This is a genomic window from Bacillus sp. BD48 (assembly GCF_046566805.1).
Classification (GTDB): Bacteria; Bacillota; Bacilli; order Bacillales; family Bacillaceae; genus Bacillus; species Bacillus safensis.
Map to the genome: position 1 here is coordinate 256,464 of NZ_JANGFM010000002.1, position 15,891 is coordinate 272,354.

The window sequence follows — 15,891 nt, forward strand, 5'->3', positions numbered from 1 at the left end:
AACAAGGGGGATGCGGCCGATGGAAATGGAACAAATTGTGTTTCAACTCATCCTGCACGGCGGGAATGGCAGAAGCTCCGCGATGGAGGCCATTACATGTGCAAAACAAGGAAACTTTGATGAGGCGAAGCAAAAATTGCAGGAAGCACAAGACGCGTTAAATGAGGCGCATCACGCACAGACAGAGCTGATCCAAGGAGAAATCAGGGGCGAAAAGACGGATATTAGCCTCTTAATGATTCATGCGCAGGATCATCTCATGAACGCAATGACCGTCAAGGAGCTCGCAGCGGAAATCATCGAGCTCCATGAAAAAATGAAGCAACTCGGAGGTGTCAATTCATGAAAGAAGGAATCAAAATTGTCACAATAGGCGGTGGATCGAGCTATACGCCTGAGCTCGTCGAAGGGTTTATTAAACGATATCAAGAATTGCCTGTAAAGGAATTATGGCTTGTGGATATTGAAGCGGGTCAGGAAAAGTTAAACATCGTGGGTGCTTTGGCGAAACGTATGGTTGAAAAAGCGGGTCTGCCGATTGAGGTACACCTGACTCTTGATCGCCGGGAAGCCTTGAAGGATGCAGATTTTGTGACGACACAATTTCGTGTAGGACTGCTGGAAGCACGGGCAAAGGATGAGAGAATACCGCTTAAATACGGCGTCATCGGACAGGAAACGAACGGACCAGGCGGTTTATTTAAAGGCCTTCGGACCATCCCAGTCATTCTAGACATTGTGAAGGATATGGAAGAGCTTTGCCCAGACGCATGGCTTGTGAACTTTACAAATCCAGCGGGAATGGTCACAGAAGCTGTTTTACGATACACGAATCTAAAAAAAGTGGTCGGTCTATGCAATGTACCGATTGGGATCAAAATGGGGATTGCCAAAGCGCTTGATGTGGACGTTGAACGCATCGAGGTACAGTTTGCCGGTCTCAATCATATGGTCTATGGATTAGACGTATATTTAGACGGTGTCAGCATTATGGATCAAGTGCTTGATGAACTAGGAAATCCGAACAGCCAGTGGTCTATGAAAAACATTGAAGCGAAAAATTGGGAGCCTTCTTTTGTGAAAGGATTAGGGGTCATCCCATGTCCGTATCACCGCTATTACTATAAAACGAAAGATATGCTGGAAGAAGAGCAAAAGGCGGCTCAAGAAAAAGGAACACGAGCAGAGGTTGTACAGCAAGTCGAGCAGGAATTATTTGAGCTTTATAAAGATCCTGATTTGTCGATTAAACCACCGCAGCTTGAAAAAAGGGGCGGGGCCTATTACAGCGATGCGGCCTGTAACTTAATCAGCTCCATCTATAATGATAAGCACGACATTCAGCCAGTCAATACAGTGAACAGAGGGGCGATTGCCAGCATTCCGGCTGAGTCAGCGGTTGAAGTAAACTGTATCATTACAAAGGACGGACCAAAACCAATAGCGACAGGTGATCTGCCTGTAGCTGTGAGAGGGCTCGTTCAACAAATCAAATCATTTGAGCGTGTGGCAGCAGAAGCGGCTGTGACTGGAGATTACGAAACGGCTCTTGTGGCGATGACGATCAACCCACTCGTCCCATCTGACGAAATTGCCAAGCAAATTTTAGATGAAATGCTCGAAGCGCACCGTGAATATTTACCGCAATTCTTCAAATCAGTCAAAGCATAAAATAAAATGGCCCCTTTAAGGGGTCGTTTTTTTATCATTGTCCCATATGGAAATTCAAGAAAGAAGTGTATGATAGAAAAAACAGCATGTATGGCTTCAAAGAAAGGACTGTTTGAATATGCTTGCAATTGGTTTAATGCTTTACGGGTTTGTCGTACAGCCTGTAATGAGTTATGGCACAGTGATCTTGTTTTTGTATGGCATTATTGCTTCGTTTGTTGGTCTTATTCGGCATAGACAGTATGTGTGGATTTATGTTCTCCGCCTGCTTGTTTGTTTCACCATTCCAGTGACCAACCTGTTGATGTATTTCACAACGGTTGGAGGAGATGCAGGAAATTTTGATTTCCAGCCGATGCCATTTGTTTATTATCTTGTTCTTATCCTAGAAATCATCATCGTCTTTTTACCGGAGATCTTTGTACTGATCGAAAGAAAGCGGAGCATCAAAGGGAAACAGTGGATATACGCAGGGGCGATTGTTGGGGTATCGGTCTTGTTTTGGTGCACGATTTGATGGGAAGCAGATTGGTCGACTAAGTCTATTTCGAAGTAATAGAAAGAACAAAGATAGAAATTCCTAGAAAATTAAATAGAAACCGGGTGAAAAACGGTGAATCGTCGAAACCAGTAGCTATGATGATCGATCCAATGCAAATACCAAAGAACGCTAAAAAAAGAACCCTTCATGACTGAAAGGTTCTTTTACATGCTTATGCTTGCTTGACGACTGAGTCAACTTCAACTGTCCAGCCGAAGATGTCTGGCTGTGTCCCTTTTTGGATGCCAGTAATGGCTTCGTACAATTTCTTCGATACTTCGCCTGTTTGACCATTTTGGATCACATATGGCTGATTATGATAAATTAATTCCCCGACAGGAGAGATGACGGCCGCCGTTCCAGTCCCAAAAATTTCTTCAAGCTCGCCAGATTGATGTGCTTCAATTAACTCATCAATTGAAATTTTGCGCTCTGTTACTGGAATTCCCCAATGCTTCAACAGCTCAAGCACAGAGTTACGCGTGATGCCTTCTAAAATGCTGCCGTTCAATTCAGGCGTCACGATTTCTCCGTTGATTTTAAAGAAGATATTCATGCTGCCGACTTCTTCAATGTATTTTTTCTCGACCCCATCAAGCCAAAGAACCTGTGAAAATCCTTTCGTTTCAGCAACTTGCTGTGCCTTAAGGCTTGAGGCGTAGTTTCCAGCTGTTTTGGCATTTCCTGTTCCACCCTTAACGGCACGGACAAACTCATTTTCAACTGCAATTTTGACCGGATGAATGCCTTCTTTATAGTATGATCCCACTGGAGATAAGATAATCAGCAGCTTATACGTGCTAGACGGTGCAACGCCTAAATACGGCTCAGTGGAAATAATGAATGGACGAATATACAAGGAAGTGCCCTCTGCATCAGGTACCCAATCCTTATCAATGCGAATGAGTTCATTTAAGCCCTCTAATACTGTTTCTGTATCAATTTGCGGAATACAGAGGCGGTCATTGGATCTGTTTAAGCGTTCCATGTTTTTTTCCGGACGGAATAAGAGAATTTTTTGATCCTCAGAAACATAAGCCTTTAAGCCTTCAAAAACAGATTGACCATAATGGTAGACCATCGAAGCTGGGTCCATTGGAATGGCCTGATAAGGGATAATTCTTGGATCGTACCAGCCTTTATCAACTGAATAATCCATCACAAACATGTGATCTGTGAAGATTTTTCCGAATTCAAGTTGATCAGATTGAGGTTTTGGTTTTTTTGTTGAACTAAGTTCAACGCGGATGGGTTGTTTTGGCATTGTAAATCTCCTTGCTGTTTGATTATTTGAAAATTCTAATAATATGAAATAATTATGATTCTATTCTATACCTTCACAAAATATTAGCAATAGGTTTTCTGTAATTCAGACAAGAAAAATCTGTTAAAGCGCTTTCCTTCTCTCTGCTGTCAGTTTGGCTCATGTCACCCCTTTTTAAAAAAGAAATAAAATCCAAATACATTATTGACTGATTAATCTGACAATTTAAAAACGAATGGTTTTCCTGTAAGATATTCTTTCAACCATACACCTTTTGACTAGTACATTGCAAGGGACATTGTCATATTTTAATCCTCTTTTTTTTAACCGATAAAGGAAGAAGAGAAGGGAAAGGAGCAAACAACAAGATGAAACGAGCGATACCAGGCATTTTACTCATTTTATTCATGACCGTGATCAGCTTTGGCTGTCAGGCGATGACAGATGAGGCTGGAGCTAAGCAAAGCACAGCCTATTACGTAGCGGTAAACGGAAACGACAAAAACCCGGGAACTAAGCAAAAACCTTTCCGTACACTGAAAAAAGCAGCAAGTATGGCAAAGGCTGGGTCAACCATTTACATGAGAGGCGGCACATATAAAGAAAAGTTGATTGTCCGCCATTCAGGAACAAAGAAAGCCCCCGTTGTCTTTCAAGCTTACGGAAAAGAAAAACCTGTGATCAGCGGGGCTTCCCTTAAAGGAAATCAAGCCGATGGCGGTCTTGTCACGATCGATCAAAAGAGCTACATCACCCTCAAAGGCCTGACTGTAGCACATCTTAAGACGAATAAAGAAGATTTGACACCAGTTGGTATTTTCATCAAAGGAAGCGGCAAAGGCGTCAAACTGCTCAATAACCGAGTGTATGACATTCAGACGAAACATGAAGATGGAAATGCACATGGAATTGCTGTCTATGGGACAAAAGCTCCTGCAGCCATTGAAGACATTGAAATTAAAGGAAATACCGTTGAAAAATTAAAGCTGGGCTTCAGTGAAGCGCTTGTGCTAAATGGAAACGTCAAAAAGTTCCGTGTGACACATAACACGGTCCGGCACACTGATAATATTGGCATTGATTTAATTGGTTTTGAGAACGTAGCACCCTCTAAAAAGTATGATCAAGTTAGAAATGGTGTTGTCTCAAGAAACAAAGTATATGAGATTACGAGTGCAGGGAACCCGGCCTATGGAAGCGACATCTCCGCTGGCGGAATTTATGTCGATGGCGGAAAAGACATTGTGATCGATCATAATATTTCACATCACAATGACCTGGGGATTGAAGTCACAAGCGAACATAAAGGAAAAATGGCGGACCGCATCCGCATCGAACACAATCAAGTGTATTTGAACCGTTATACAGGCATTTCAATTGGCGGCTATGATAAGAAGCGGGGCGGTACAACCAATACGACGATTTCACATAATACTTTGTACAAAAATGACACAGCCGGCTTAGAAGGCGGTCAATTGCTGATGCAATATCAAGCAGTGAACAATCGAATCACGAATAATATCATGACAGCTAGTGCCTCACATTACTTAGTCGTGAATCTTTATCAAGTGAACCAAAAGAATACCTTCCAGAAGAACGTTTATGATGACCGCAAAGGTGCGAAAGCATCACAGTGGGTATGGCACGGGAAATGGTTGGAAGGCTACAAAACGTATCTCTCTAAAAGCGGTCAAGATAAAGGATCAGCACATCTTAACCCGCAATTTGTGAATGAGAAAAAATATGATTTCCGTCTGAAAAAATCATCACCTGCGAAGAAAATCATCGGAAGCTGATGATATTTTAGAAATTTTCAAAAAAGTCATTGACATTGATGTGACATCACATTAAAGTAAAGAAGACATTTCAACGAAAACAAATTTCATAACGGATCTCTTATCAAGAGAGGCAGAGGGACTGGCCCTATGACGCCCAGCAACCGTTTCTATTTTAGAAATTGGTGCTAATTCCTGCAAAGCTGTTACAGCTTTGACAGATAAGAGAGGAAGACTTCCCGATACATGTTTCATGCAACGGTGATCAAGCCTCTCTTTCCAAGAGAGGCTTTTTTTCGTCTCTTTTTTGAATCAAATGCCTGTTTTACAGGCGTATTTCCACTTTTTTACCTAGTTTTCCGATGTGAAAAATTAAAACAACTTGAGGAGGAACAGCAATGAAGCGTAAGCATTTTACATCATTTCTTGTCTTATTAACGGCATTAACCGTCCTGTTAACAGGCTGCGGCACTGGATCAAGTGCAGGCTCAAAGGCAAATACGAACGAAAAAGTCTCTTTTGACAATGTACCGAAGCGATTTGCAAAGGGACAGGGAGCAAAAATTAAAGTCATCCGCAAAATTGGAGGAGACGATCATACAGCTCAATTTTTAGCTGGAACCAAGGCAGAAGGTGAAGCACTCGGCTTTACGGTAGATGTCTACACCGCAAATGGAGATACAGCGAAGTTCCATGATGCCATATCTCAGGCGCTTGAAGAAAATTATGACGGCTTTATCATCTCTCACGGGGACGACGAGGCGACAGTCGCTGATGTGAAAAAGATCACAGCGAAAGGCATTCCAGTTGTAGCATTTGATTCGAATCCTAAGCTGAAGGACATCAAAGGGGTCACAGTGACATCTCAAGATGACGAGCAATTAGCGAAAAAATCATTAGATGCGCTCGTGTCTGATTTTAAAGGAAAAGCAAATATTGCGTACCTCTGGGTAGATGGATTCCCGCCAATGGTGAGACGAAATAAGGTCTATCAAGAAACGCTTAAACAACATTCAGGGATTAAGGAGCTTGACCGCTTTGGTATTGCCTCCTCTGATACGTCTGTTCAAACGCAAAATGCAGTAGCAGCCATGCTGAATAAGTATCCAAAGGGCAAGCTGGACGCTATTTTTGCCACATGGGATGCCTTTGCCATTGGGGCAGCAAGAGCGTTAAAGGAAGCAGGAAGAACAGAAGTGAAGATTTATGGGATTGATGTATCAAATGCGGATCTTCAAGAAATGACAGCGAAGGACAGTCCGTGGAAGTACACAGCAGCGGTTGATCCGAAGCTTATCGGCGCAGTCGACGTGAGGATTCTTGCGAAGAAAATAGCTGGTGAGAAAACACCATCTTCCTATGACCTTGAGGCCTCTCTCATCTCGCAAAAGCAGCTTCAACAAGCAGGAAAAGCCATTAACATGGTCAATCTTGCAGACGAAGTGAAAGGATTCGGTTCATCGACTGCTTTTGAGGAAGATTGGATGAAGACGTTGAAGAAGCATTATACAAAATAAGCGACGTGCACTCTCTTTCCATAGAGGGTGTTTCGTTTTTCAGATGATATCAAGAGAAGGAGGACACCTATGACAGCGCCGCTTGTTCGTATGAAGAATATTTCAATTGAATTTCCAGGGGTCAAAGCGTTAGATCAAGTGAATTTCACATTAAAAAAAGGGACGGTCCATGCACTGATTGGAGCGAATGGAGCTGGGAAATCAACGTTAATGAAGGTTCTTTCTGGCGCTCATTCTCACTTCGACGGAACCATCCACATCAATGGCCAGGCGGCATCCATTCAAACCCCAAAGGATGCATCCTCATATGGTGTACAGACGGTCCATCAAGAAGTGGATACGGCTCTTGTTCCCTACTTAACTGTTGGTGAGAATATGATGATGCATGAACTTGAGAAAAAAACATTTGTCAGCTGGAAAGAGCTGCATCGCAAGGCGGCGCAGCTATTAAAAGAAATGGACATCGACATCTCCACAAAACGACTTGTCAGCGATCTGACCCTTGCCGAAAAACAGATGGTGCTCATTGCCAAGGCCGTTTCGATTAAATGCAGCATTTTAATCTTAGATGAACCAACGGCTCCGCTTAGTCATGCAGAAACAAGCAAATTATTCTCAATGATTGATCGGTTGAAACAGAATGGGACGGGGATCGTGTTTATCTCTCACCGCATGCCTGAAATATTCACCATCTGCGATGAACTGACTGTGATGCGAAATGGAACTGATGTCGCAGCTCACCTTGTCAAAGACACAAATCCGCAGCAGGTCATTGAAGAAATGCTAGGTGCACCATTAGAGGAGCAATTCCCTTCTCGCAGGCCACTAAAAGATGCACCTGTTGTGCTTGAAGTGAAAGAGCTAAACGATCAACACAAATTAAACAACATTCACTTTTATGTCAAAAAAGGAGAAATTCTCGGGATCGCAGGACTTGTCGGTGCTGGTAAAACAGAATTGTGCAAAGCCCTTTTCGGTGCCTCAGAAAAAAAGACGGGGTCCGTGCAGCTTCATGGTCAAACCATTCGCATCACTTCGCCTCATCAAGCTGTGAGAGCTGGAATGGCCCTTGTGCCTGAAGAGCGGAGAAAAGAAGGGATCCTGACCGAAGAGAGCGTGGGGTGGAACTTAACGGCTGCAAGTCTTCATTCATTTTCAAGGATATTCAGCTTCTTACATCGTTCGAAGGAAAAGCGGGAAGCAGACGAAATCGTCAAACGACTTGGTGTCAAAACGCCGTCTCTTGAAGCAAAGGTGAAGCACCTATCTGGTGGAAATCAGCAGAAGGTTGCTATCGGAAAATGGCTGCTGGCTGAGGCAGATGTGTATCTCTTTGACGAACCAACCAAAGGTGTAGACGTTGGAGCGAAAAAAGATATTTTCACTTTGATTGCAGAGCTTGCCGCCCGCGGAAAATCTGTGATTTATGCGTCGAGTGAGCTGTCAGAGATTGCAGGTATCGCTGACCGAGTATACGTGTTATATGATGGCAGCATTGCCCGGGAAATGACCGCACCGACGACTGAAGAGGAGCTTTTATATCATTCAACAGGAGGACAATCATGAGCGAACAACAAATTCCAGCCCCTGTGCAGCAAATCAAAAAACAGCGGCCATCCTTTCATCTGTTTGATTTCTTTTATCGATATGGGACGATCTTAACCATTGTCGTGTTGATTGTGGTATTTGCGGCAGCAAATCCAGCGTTTTTGCAGTCAGGAAATATCATCAATATTCTACGGTCTATCTCAATTGTGACCATCATTGCGGTGGGCTTAACCATCTCATTGGCAGTAAACGGCTTTGATTTATCAGTTGGATCAGTCGCTACGCTATCAAATGCGATTGTCATTTCTATGTTCGTATGGTTCTCGCAAAACCCACTGATTGCAATCCTCTCTGCGCTAGCGGCTTCTATCATTGTTGGATTGATAAATGCATGGATGATCGTCAAAATGAAAATTCCAGATATGCTCATGACATTAGCCATGATGTTTATCATTCAAGGGCTGGCTCAAACGTATACGAAAGGGGCGACCATTTCTGAAAATATGGTGCTTCCCGATGGCACGTTCTCAACGGGAACGATACCTGCCTTTTTTAGCAAAATTGGACAGGTGCCATATATCATTCTTATTATGGCTGCCATTGTACTATTTGCACATGTTTTCATGACCTACACAAAGCACGGCCGATTCATGTACATCATCGGTGGGAATAAGGAAGCGGCTCGATTGTCTGGCATACATGTGAACAAATACAAAATTGCGGCCTATCTGCTTTCTGCGTTATTTGCAGCGATCGGCGGTATCGTACTGGCATCAAGGGTCATGACAGCAGAAATTAATGCTGGTGCACCATATTTAATGGATGGAGTAGCGGCTGCTTTTATCGGTTTTTCCGTCATGGGAGCAGGTAAGCCGAACGCATTTGGCACTTTTATCGGGGCTGTACTCATCGGGATCTTACAAAATGGGCTGGTGATGATGTCTGTCCCTTATTATGCAATGGATATTGTGAAAGGCTCTGTGCTGGCCCTTGCGCTGGCGCTGACATATTACAAGCAACGAGGCTAACTGCGTATTTTTTAAAACCATTCGAGTCCTCTCTCCGTCTAGTAAACGGAAAGCGGTGCAGCTGCCGTTTCCCAAAAGGAGATGACAAAAAGAAAATGAATATGTCAGCAACTCATGTAGAAGATTTGAAAAATGTCATGGAAGACTGGAAAAATGAACTATTAGTATATAAATTTGCGTTAGATGAAATGGACACAAAGTTTTCGATTATCAGCCAGGAATATAATTTAATCCATGGACACAACCCAATAGAGCATACAAAATCACGAATCAAATCCTTTGAAAGCATAGTGAATAAATTAGCAAGAAAAGGATGCGATATCACGACACAATGTGCCAAGGAGCATATCCATGATATCGCAGGTGTTCGCATCATCTGTTCTTTTATTCAAGATATCTATAACATTATGGATGTATTGAGGCAAAGAGAGGATTTAAAGATCCTTGAAGTGAAGGACTACATTCAACATCCGAAACCAAATGGCTACAGAAGCCTTCATTTAATTGTTGAGATACCTGTCTACTTAACAAATCGTGTGGAGCATGTGAAGGTTGAGATTCAGGTGCGGACCATTGCGATGGATTTTTGGGCGAGTCTAGAGCATAAAATCTATTATAAACTGCAAAACGATGTTCCTCATCAGCTGACCGATGAACTGAAGGAAGCTGCAGATATTGCCCATTACTTAGATGAAAAAATGCAGAATATTAAACGAGAAATTGATTAGCACATAAAAAAGCAGCTGTTTTGATCACAGCTGCTTTTTTCATATTAAGGGTTTGTTCCACGGTCCCTCTTTTGAATGATATCTTGAGATTGTGCAGATTGACTATCTTTTTGAATGGAAGTACCAACAGAAACACCTGTTATCAAGAGCGTGAAAATCGCACTTGTGATGAGCCATTTCTTCATCATACATCACTCCATATTCTTAACAAGTTTTTAAGGACAACGCCTTGTTTCCAAAATAAGAGGATTCTTCATGAAGCCCAAGATCCAATAAGTAAGCAGCTGCATCCTGACAAATAGCTTCAAGATCGACAAGGAAATTCATCGATTCTAATTGATCGCAATAAGCCTTGATTTGCTCAATCATGTTGTCTGGCTGAATCATAAGTGTTTCTAAAATGGATAATTTAAGTGAAATGTTTCGTTGTTTTAAATTTTCTGCTTTTTGAAGTGAAAGCTGTACATAATAGTGGAACAAACCAGGCTTTTTCAGCTTAAATAGTGCTTTTGTGTAGGCATACATGGCGAGTAAATAGCCGCCTGGAGAAGAAGTTTCGAATGTCTCTATCATTAAAGCCTTTTCTAGGAGCGGCACAGCTTCACTGTATTCATTTCTTAGACTCTTAATAAAGGCGGCATTGCAATAGGCGTGGCCAAGTAAATCTGGATCTTCCATCTGTTCTAATGAATGAATCACTTCTTCAAACAACGCCTCTGCCTCACCATATTTCGACTGATCCGCATAATTCAAAGCAAGCATCATTTGACAGCTGATTGATTTTTTCACATAACATGGATCTGCGTCGTAAATAGATGAAGCCATCTTTAAGTGATGGATGGAGAGAAGCGTGGACCTAATATTATAGTAAAGACATCCTGTTTTATAATGAAATTCGGCTTTTTCAATGTCATCATGTACGAGATCTAATTTATCCTCGGCCAATTTTAAATGGTGAAATGCGGTATCCTGATTGCCTCTGCGCATTTCATACATCCCTTTAAAGAAATAGAAATAATAGCTGAGCATATCATCCGTACGGATGGCATTTTCATCAACAAAAAGACTATGATCTAACGAAGCTGTATCTTCTATTAGATCTTTAAAACGGTACTCTAGCAGTTGATAGTAAAGTAAGACGTCTTGATTTTCTTCCATTCGATCAAACGCTTGAAGAATGTCTTCTTTTAACTGGATGGCACCTTGTATTTCTCTTTTTTTCATCATGACATACCAATCATTGAGCATATTCGCTACATCAACGGACGACAAAACACTTGCTTCTGCCAATTCATATCCTCCTTTCTTCATCTATCAATATCCGTTCTTCTGAATCAACTTTCCATATTCCAGTATCTTCTTATATTTATTTTAAGCTCTCTCTTGCAGTTTGTAAAACATGTTTTTTGATGTAAATTCAACCAGTAGTGAAAGAAATAGGGAGTTGGCTCTTCCTTTGTATACGCTTACATATTTTTAGGTAAAAAGAGGGTTTTGGGAAAAATATATTACAATATCAATAAAGAGAGGAAGCCAGTTATTGAGATTGCTTTCGTATGCAAGGAAGAAACATCATTTATCAAGGCGCTGCCTCGTTTTTTGTGAGATTACCTCACATCATAATTGTGAATCCCTCTTCTTTTAGAATAAAATGAGTTATTCGCAAAAAAGTAAAATTTAAAGAGACTATCGATCTAGAATTGTATGGATCTTTGGTATTGATAAAAAACATCACACACTATAGCTTTAGCGTGGTATAGTATTATTGTTATTGCGAATATTTAGACAAAACTGACAATGGGGGTCGTGTTTTATGAAGAAATCGATGTTATTGATCATGGGACTAATTGTTGTGCTTGTCATGGCAGCCTGTGGATCAAAATCGGACAGTGGTTCGGGAGAAGGCAAAGGCACATATAAAATCGGGATAGATGTAACATATCCGCCATTTGAATTTGAAAAGGGCGGTAAAACTGTGGGAATAGACGTCGATTTAATTAACGCCATTGCGAAAGACCAAGACTTCAAAGTGAAGCTTGAAGCAATGGATTTCTCAGGGATTATTCCAGCGATGCAAGCAGGTCAGCTTGATGTTGGAATGGGTGGTATGAGTATTACAGATGAGCGTAAAAAGAAAGTGGATTTCTCAGATCCATACTTCGACGCTGGGCTGACAGTTGTTGTGAAAAAGGACAGCAGCATCAAATCTATTAATGATTTAAAGGGGAAAAAGCTAGCTGTTAAAAACGGGACGACTGGTGCAAAATTCGCATCTGATAACGCAGATAAATATGGGTATGAAGTCGTTCAATTTAATGACAGCCCATCTATGTTCCAAGAAGTATCAAACGGAAATGCAGATGCCTTAATTGAGGATTATCCTGTCATTACGTATGCGATCGCACAACAAGATTTAAAATTGAAAACAGTTGGAGACCGCTTGAATGGAGACCAGTATGGTATCTCTGTTATGAAGGGGAAAAACCAAGACCTATTGAAGAAGATCAATAAAGGTCTGGAGAACCTAAAGAAAAACGGTGAATATGACAAAATTATTGATAAATATTTGAAGTCATAACACAAGCGAGGCGCGCTCCGAGCGCGCTTTCTTTATGTGTCAGCCGTATGTGAATTAGGGAGGGAGAAACATGGATACAATTATTAATGCATTTCCGTATTTAATGGATGGTTTGCAAACCACTTTATATATCTTTGTTGTTGCCATTATTTTAGGGTTTATCATCGGTTTAATTGTGGCGTTATTCCGTCTGTCGCCATTTAAAATCTTAAATTTCATCGCACTCGTCTTTGTGAATGCCATTCGAGGCACACCATTTATCGTACAGCTATTCTTCATTTATTTTGGTTTGAATACACTTGAATTCATTTCGCTTGATCGAGTGCCCGCAGGGATTATTACAGTAGCAATTAATGCAGGGGCTTATTTCTCTGAAATTATTCGTGCAGGGATTCAGTCTATTGATAAAGGACAAACAGAAGCTGCGCGCTCTTTAGGATTTACAGGGGGGCAAAACATGCGCTTTATCGTCCTTCCACAGGCATTCCGCCGCATGCTCCCAGCGATTACAAACCAGGCCATCATCAGCTTGAAGGATACATCTCTCTTATCTATTATCGGAATTGCGGATATTATGCAGCGAGGACAAGTTCAAGCATCGGCTACATTTGATCCTTTGAATGTCTGGCTCATTGTCGGTGTCATTTATTTCGTGATCATTTATTTACTTTCTCTACTGGCTAGCTACGCAGAAAGGAGATTTGATATCAAATGAGTATGATTACGGTGAAAAACTTAAAGAAATCCTTTGGCGATCACGAAGTGTTAAAGGATATTAATGCAGTCATCGAGGAAAAGGAAGTAGTGTGTGTCATTGGTCCTTCTGGATCTGGGAAAAGCACGTTTCTAAGATGCCTCAATAAATTAGAAGATATCACGGCTGGAGAGGTCGTTGTCCACGGACATACAATTACAGATCCAAAGGTGAATATCAATAAAGTACGACAAGAAGTAGGCATGGTGTTTCAGCATTTTAATTTATTCCCTCATAAAACCGTTTTAGAAAACATCACAATTGCACCGATAAAGGTAAAAGGCATTGAGAAGAAGGCAGCGGTCGAAAAAGCGTTAGACTTGCTTGAAAAAGTCGGCTTAAAAGACAAAGCTAAAAGCTATCCTAACCAATTATCTGGTGGACAAAAACAGCGTGTCGCTATTGCAAGAGCGTTGGCAATGGACCCGAAAGTGCTATTATTCGATGAGCCGACATCAGCTCTTGATCCTGAGGTCGTGGGGGATGTATTAGCTGTAATGAAACAATTAGCTGTCGAAGGTATGACAATGATTGTGGTCACACATGAAATGGGCTTTGCAAGAGAGGTAGGAGACCGTGTCATCTTTATGGATGGCGGATATATTGTCGAGGAAGACAAACCGGAAGCTCTCTTTGGGAACCCGCAGCATGAGCGTACAAAATCATTTCTTAGTAAGGTGTTATAAAAAAGAGTAAGGGCATGTATATGCTCTTACTCTTTTCTTTATGAATAAATGGGGGAGAATTAGCGGTCCCATTTCCTAGGAAATATTAGCGCTGGAAAAATTCGATCCATTCCTGGTCTGGTCCTCTGAAAAAGAAGTAGCAATATCCATTTGGTAATGTCGTAATTTCTTCATCAATTAATTCAATTTGCAGCTTTTGAATACGATTGAATTCAGCATGAATATTGTCTGTTGTGAAAGCGAGATGATGGACCTTTCCTTCAGATGGCAGGTCACTGCTGTAGCCTTGGATGAGCTCAATTTCCGTTTCGTTTTCATCTTTAAAACCGAGAAATGCAAGCTCAATCACTCCATTTGTATGAGTGATGCGGTCCTTTAATTTCATGCCCACCACTTTTTCATAAAAATCAATGGACTGATCAATATTCGAAACCATAATACCTGTATGATCTAAGCGTAATGTCGTCAAACGAAGTGCCTCCTCTATGTCATGTTGATATTTTTCTCCTCATCTTATCATAATAGAAGTAACGTATACATTCATATGGTAGGATAGAGAGAGTCAATTTAGGATAAGGATGACACAAATGAAAAAAATCTCATTAAAACAAACATTCGCGGAACAAGTGAAAAAAGGATATCCGCTCATTTCCAAAGATGCAGTATCGCATGTGAACGGTGTACGTGAAGGCGAGCTCATTGAATGGGTGGACGAGCGAGGCACTTTTTTAGGAAAAGGGTATTACGGTGTACAAAATAAAGGAATCGGCTGGGTACTAACCTTTGATGCGAACGAAAAAATAGATCAAGCTTTCTTTGTCTCTAGGCTTGAGCAGGCGGCGAAAAGCAGAACGCATTTATTTCGTGATGCACAAACGACTGCTTTCCGTGTATTCAACGGAGAGGGTGATGGAATTGGCGGCGTCACGATTGATCATTATGACGGATTCTACCTCATCCAATGGTATAGTGAAGGAGTCTATACATTAAAGGCAGAAGTATTGGCTGCACTTGAGCAAGTATATCCAGACTATAAAGGCATTTATGAAAAGAAACGATTTGATACATCTGGACAGTATATAGAAGATGATGATTTTGTGAAGGGAGAGAAAGGTGAATTTCCTCTCATCGTGAAAGAAAACGGGATGAACGTGGCGGTTTACTTAAATGATGGCGCGATGACGGGTATTTTCCTTGATCAGCGTCATGTGAGAAAAGCGATTCGAGATCGATATGCAAAAGGAAAGACTGTGCTCAATACGTTTTCTTACACAGGCGCTTTCTCAGTGGCAGCTGCGCTTGGCGGAGCGAGCCATACGACAAGTGTGGATGTTGCAAACCGCAGCTTGAAAAAAACATCAGAGCAGTTTGAAGTCAATGATATTGATGTGGACGGGCAGGATATCAAAGTCATGGATGTCTTTAAATATTTTCCGTTTGCAGCGAAAAAGGGCTGGACCTATGATCTCGTCATCTTAGACCCGCCTTCCTTTGCGCGAACGAAAAAGCACACATTCAGTGCAGCAAAAGATTATAAGAAGCTATTAAAAGAAGCCATCCAAATCACAGCTGAGAACGGCGTCATTGTGGCATCAACGAATAGCAGTGCATTTGGCATGAAGAAATTTAAAGGGTTTATTGCGCAGGCTTTTAAAGAAGCAGGGCAAACCTATCGGATACTTGAAGAATATACCCTTCCTGAGGATTTCCGTACAACGAAGAATTATCCTGAAGGGAACTATTTAAAAGTTGTCTTCATACAAGCATAAGAAAAAGCCATTTCCCTTATTGGAAATGGCTT

16 protein-coding genes and 1 riboswitch are annotated in these 15,891 nt (G+C 41.5%); of the genes, 12 read left to right on the forward strand and 4 right to left on the reverse strand.

Annotated features, from left to right (window positions below):
* The first annotated feature begins 19 nt into the window (after nucleotides 1-19).
* The 3 genes from ACLGGR_RS06275 to ACLGGR_RS06285 all read left to right on the forward strand — a co-directional run bounded on the left by ACLGGR_RS06275 (nucleotide 20) and on the right by ACLGGR_RS06285 (nucleotide 2,188).
* Nucleotides 20-346, forward strand: a complete 327-nt coding sequence (locus tag ACLGGR_RS06275) for a PTS lactose/cellobiose transporter subunit IIA (protein ID WP_003215078.1) — start codon at nucleotides 20-22, stop codon at nucleotides 344-346.
* Complete coding sequence (locus ACLGGR_RS06280) at nucleotides 343-1,671, forward strand: 6-phospho-beta-glucosidase (protein WP_142946183.1); 1,329 nt, start codon at nucleotides 343-345, stop codon at nucleotides 1,669-1,671. The genes ACLGGR_RS06275 and ACLGGR_RS06280 overlap by 4 nt, the downstream gene beginning before the upstream one ends.
* A gap of 118 nt (nucleotides 1,672-1,789) precedes the next feature.
* Nucleotides 1,790-2,188 carry a hypothetical protein gene (locus tag ACLGGR_RS06285; protein ID WP_142946184.1) on the forward strand — a complete coding sequence of 133 codons (399 nt, stop codon included), beginning with the start codon at nucleotides 1,790-1,792 and terminating at the stop codon, nucleotides 2,186-2,188.
* 196 nt (nucleotides 2,189-2,384) lie between these two features.
* Here ACLGGR_RS06285 and ACLGGR_RS06290 read toward each other — a convergent pair whose 3' ends face one another.
* Complete coding sequence (locus ACLGGR_RS06290) at nucleotides 2,385-3,476, reverse strand: branched-chain amino acid aminotransferase (protein ID WP_410972715.1); 1,092 nt, start codon at nucleotides 3,474-3,476, stop codon at nucleotides 2,385-2,387.
* 368 nt (nucleotides 3,477-3,844) lie between these two features.
* Here ACLGGR_RS06290 and ACLGGR_RS06295 point away from each other — a divergent pair, with 368 nt between their 5' ends.
* The 5 genes from ACLGGR_RS06295 (at nucleotide 3,845) to ywaC (ending at nucleotide 10,072) form a co-directional block, all read left to right on the forward strand.
* Nucleotides 3,845-5,272, forward strand: coding sequence for a right-handed parallel beta-helix repeat-containing protein (locus ACLGGR_RS06295; protein ID WP_410972716.1), 1,428 nt, complete (start codon nucleotides 3,845-3,847; stop codon nucleotides 5,270-5,272).
* Nucleotides 5,273-5,369: 97 nt separating this feature from the next.
* A riboswitch (SAM riboswitch) is annotated at nucleotides 5,370-5,479 on the forward strand.
* 170 nt (nucleotides 5,480-5,649) lie between these two features.
* The gene (locus ACLGGR_RS06300; protein ID WP_122632237.1) at nucleotides 5,650-6,768 is read left to right on the forward strand and encodes a sugar ABC transporter substrate-binding protein; all 1,119 of its coding nucleotides are present in this window, start codon (nucleotides 5,650-5,652) and stop codon (nucleotides 6,766-6,768) included.
* A gap of 69 nt (nucleotides 6,769-6,837) precedes the next feature.
* Nucleotides 6,838-8,334, forward strand: a complete 1,497-nt coding sequence (locus tag ACLGGR_RS06305) for a sugar ABC transporter ATP-binding protein (RefSeq protein ID WP_410972717.1) — start codon at nucleotides 6,838-6,840, stop codon at nucleotides 8,332-8,334.
* Complete coding sequence (locus ACLGGR_RS06310) at nucleotides 8,331-9,344, forward strand: ABC transporter permease (protein WP_061110245.1); 1,014 nt, start codon at nucleotides 8,331-8,333, stop codon at nucleotides 9,342-9,344. The genes ACLGGR_RS06305 and ACLGGR_RS06310 overlap by 4 nt, the downstream gene beginning before the upstream one ends.
* Nucleotides 9,345-9,439: 95 nt before the next feature.
* Nucleotides 9,440-10,072 (forward strand): GTP pyrophosphokinase YwaC, encoded by a 633-nt coding sequence (gene ywaC / locus ACLGGR_RS06315; RefSeq protein WP_025093809.1) that lies wholly within the window; start codon nucleotides 9,440-9,442, stop codon nucleotides 10,070-10,072.
* A 44-nt stretch (nucleotides 10,073-10,116) separates the two neighbouring features.
* On the opposite strand, the gene ACLGGR_RS06320 is transcribed toward ywaC, so the two are convergent.
* Both ACLGGR_RS06320 and ACLGGR_RS06325 read right to left on the reverse strand, forming a co-directional pair.
* Nucleotides 10,117-10,257: a hypothetical protein gene (locus ACLGGR_RS06320; RefSeq protein ID WP_185907651.1), complete on the reverse strand. Its 141-nt coding sequence runs from the start codon at nucleotides 10,255-10,257 to the stop codon at nucleotides 10,117-10,119.
* Between the two features lie 19 nt (nucleotides 10,258-10,276).
* Entirely contained in the window at nucleotides 10,277-11,362 is a 1,086-nt protein-coding gene (locus tag ACLGGR_RS06325; RefSeq protein WP_410972718.1) for a Rap family tetratricopeptide repeat protein, read from the reverse strand.
* Nucleotides 11,363-11,885: 523 nt separating this feature from the next.
* On the opposite strand from ACLGGR_RS06325, the gene ACLGGR_RS06330 reads away from it, so the two are divergent.
* The 3 genes from ACLGGR_RS06330 (at nucleotide 11,886) to ACLGGR_RS06340 (ending at nucleotide 14,090) form a co-directional block, all read left to right on the forward strand.
* Complete coding sequence (locus tag ACLGGR_RS06330; RefSeq protein WP_251216141.1) at nucleotides 11,886-12,650, forward strand: transporter substrate-binding domain-containing protein; 765 nt, start codon at nucleotides 11,886-11,888, stop codon at nucleotides 12,648-12,650.
* A gap of 70 nt (nucleotides 12,651-12,720) precedes the next feature.
* Nucleotides 12,721-13,365, forward strand: coding sequence for an amino acid ABC transporter permease (locus ACLGGR_RS06335; RefSeq protein ID WP_024423856.1), 645 nt, complete (start codon nucleotides 12,721-12,723; stop codon nucleotides 13,363-13,365).
* Nucleotides 13,362-14,090 carry an amino acid ABC transporter ATP-binding protein gene (locus tag ACLGGR_RS06340; RefSeq protein WP_103131778.1) on the forward strand — a complete coding sequence of 243 codons (729 nt, stop codon included), beginning with the start codon at nucleotides 13,362-13,364 and terminating at the stop codon, nucleotides 14,088-14,090. The genes ACLGGR_RS06335 and ACLGGR_RS06340 overlap by 4 nt, the downstream gene beginning before the upstream one ends.
* Before the next feature lie 85 nt (nucleotides 14,091-14,175).
* On the opposite strand, the gene glxA is transcribed toward ACLGGR_RS06340, so the two are convergent.
* Nucleotides 14,176-14,559 carry a glyoxalase GlxA gene (gene glxA / locus ACLGGR_RS06345; RefSeq protein WP_142946189.1) on the reverse strand — a complete coding sequence of 128 codons (384 nt, stop codon included), beginning with the start codon at nucleotides 14,557-14,559 and terminating at the stop codon, nucleotides 14,176-14,178.
* 118 nt (nucleotides 14,560-14,677) lie between these two features.
* Between glxA and ACLGGR_RS06350 the strand changes: the two genes are divergently transcribed.
* Nucleotides 14,678-15,859, forward strand: a complete 1,182-nt coding sequence (locus tag ACLGGR_RS06350; protein WP_142946190.1) for a class I SAM-dependent rRNA methyltransferase — start codon at nucleotides 14,678-14,680, stop codon at nucleotides 15,857-15,859.
* Nucleotides 15,860-15,891: the final 32 nt, after the last annotated feature.

Excerpts from the sequence above, each read along its gene's own strand:
- ACLGGR_RS06320 (WP_185907651.1), bottom strand. The coding sequence starts at position 10,257 with ATGAAGAAATGGCTCATCACAAGTGCGATTTTCACGCTCTTGATAACA.
- ACLGGR_RS06300 (WP_122632237.1), top strand. The coding sequence starts at position 5,650 with ATGAAGCGTAAGCATTTTACATCATTTCTTGTCTTATTAACGGCATTA.
- ACLGGR_RS06340 (WP_103131778.1), top strand. The coding sequence starts at position 13,362 with ATGAGTATGATTACGGTGAAAAACTTAAAGAAATCCTTTGGCGATCAC.
- ACLGGR_RS06285 (WP_142946184.1), top strand. The coding sequence starts at position 1,790 with ATGCTTGCAATTGGTTTAATGCTTTACGGGTTTGTCGTACAGCCTGTA.
- ACLGGR_RS06280 (WP_142946183.1), top strand. The coding sequence starts at position 343 with ATGAAAGAAGGAATCAAAATTGTCACAATAGGCGGTGGATCGAGCTAT.
- ACLGGR_RS06295 (WP_410972716.1), top strand. The coding sequence starts at position 3,845 with ATGAAACGAGCGATACCAGGCATTTTACTCATTTTATTCATGACCGTG.
- ACLGGR_RS06290 (WP_410972715.1), bottom strand. The coding sequence starts at position 3,476 with ATGCCAAAACAACCCATCCGCGTTGAACTTAGTTCAACAAAAAAACCA.
- ywaC (WP_025093809.1), top strand. The coding sequence starts at position 9,440 with ATGAATATGTCAGCAACTCATGTAGAAGATTTGAAAAATGTCATGGAA.
- ACLGGR_RS06275 (WP_003215078.1), top strand. The coding sequence starts at position 20 with ATGGAAATGGAACAAATTGTGTTTCAACTCATCCTGCACGGCGGGAAT.
- ACLGGR_RS06310 (WP_061110245.1), top strand. The coding sequence starts at position 8,331 with ATGAGCGAACAACAAATTCCAGCCCCTGTGCAGCAAATCAAAAAACAG.
- ACLGGR_RS06330 (WP_251216141.1), top strand. The coding sequence starts at position 11,886 with ATGAAGAAATCGATGTTATTGATCATGGGACTAATTGTTGTGCTTGTC.
- ACLGGR_RS06335 (WP_024423856.1), top strand. The coding sequence starts at position 12,721 with ATGGATACAATTATTAATGCATTTCCGTATTTAATGGATGGTTTGCAA.
- ACLGGR_RS06305 (WP_410972717.1), top strand. The coding sequence starts at position 6,838 with ATGACAGCGCCGCTTGTTCGTATGAAGAATATTTCAATTGAATTTCCA.
- ACLGGR_RS06350 (WP_142946190.1), top strand. The coding sequence starts at position 14,678 with ATGAAAAAAATCTCATTAAAACAAACATTCGCGGAACAAGTGAAAAAA.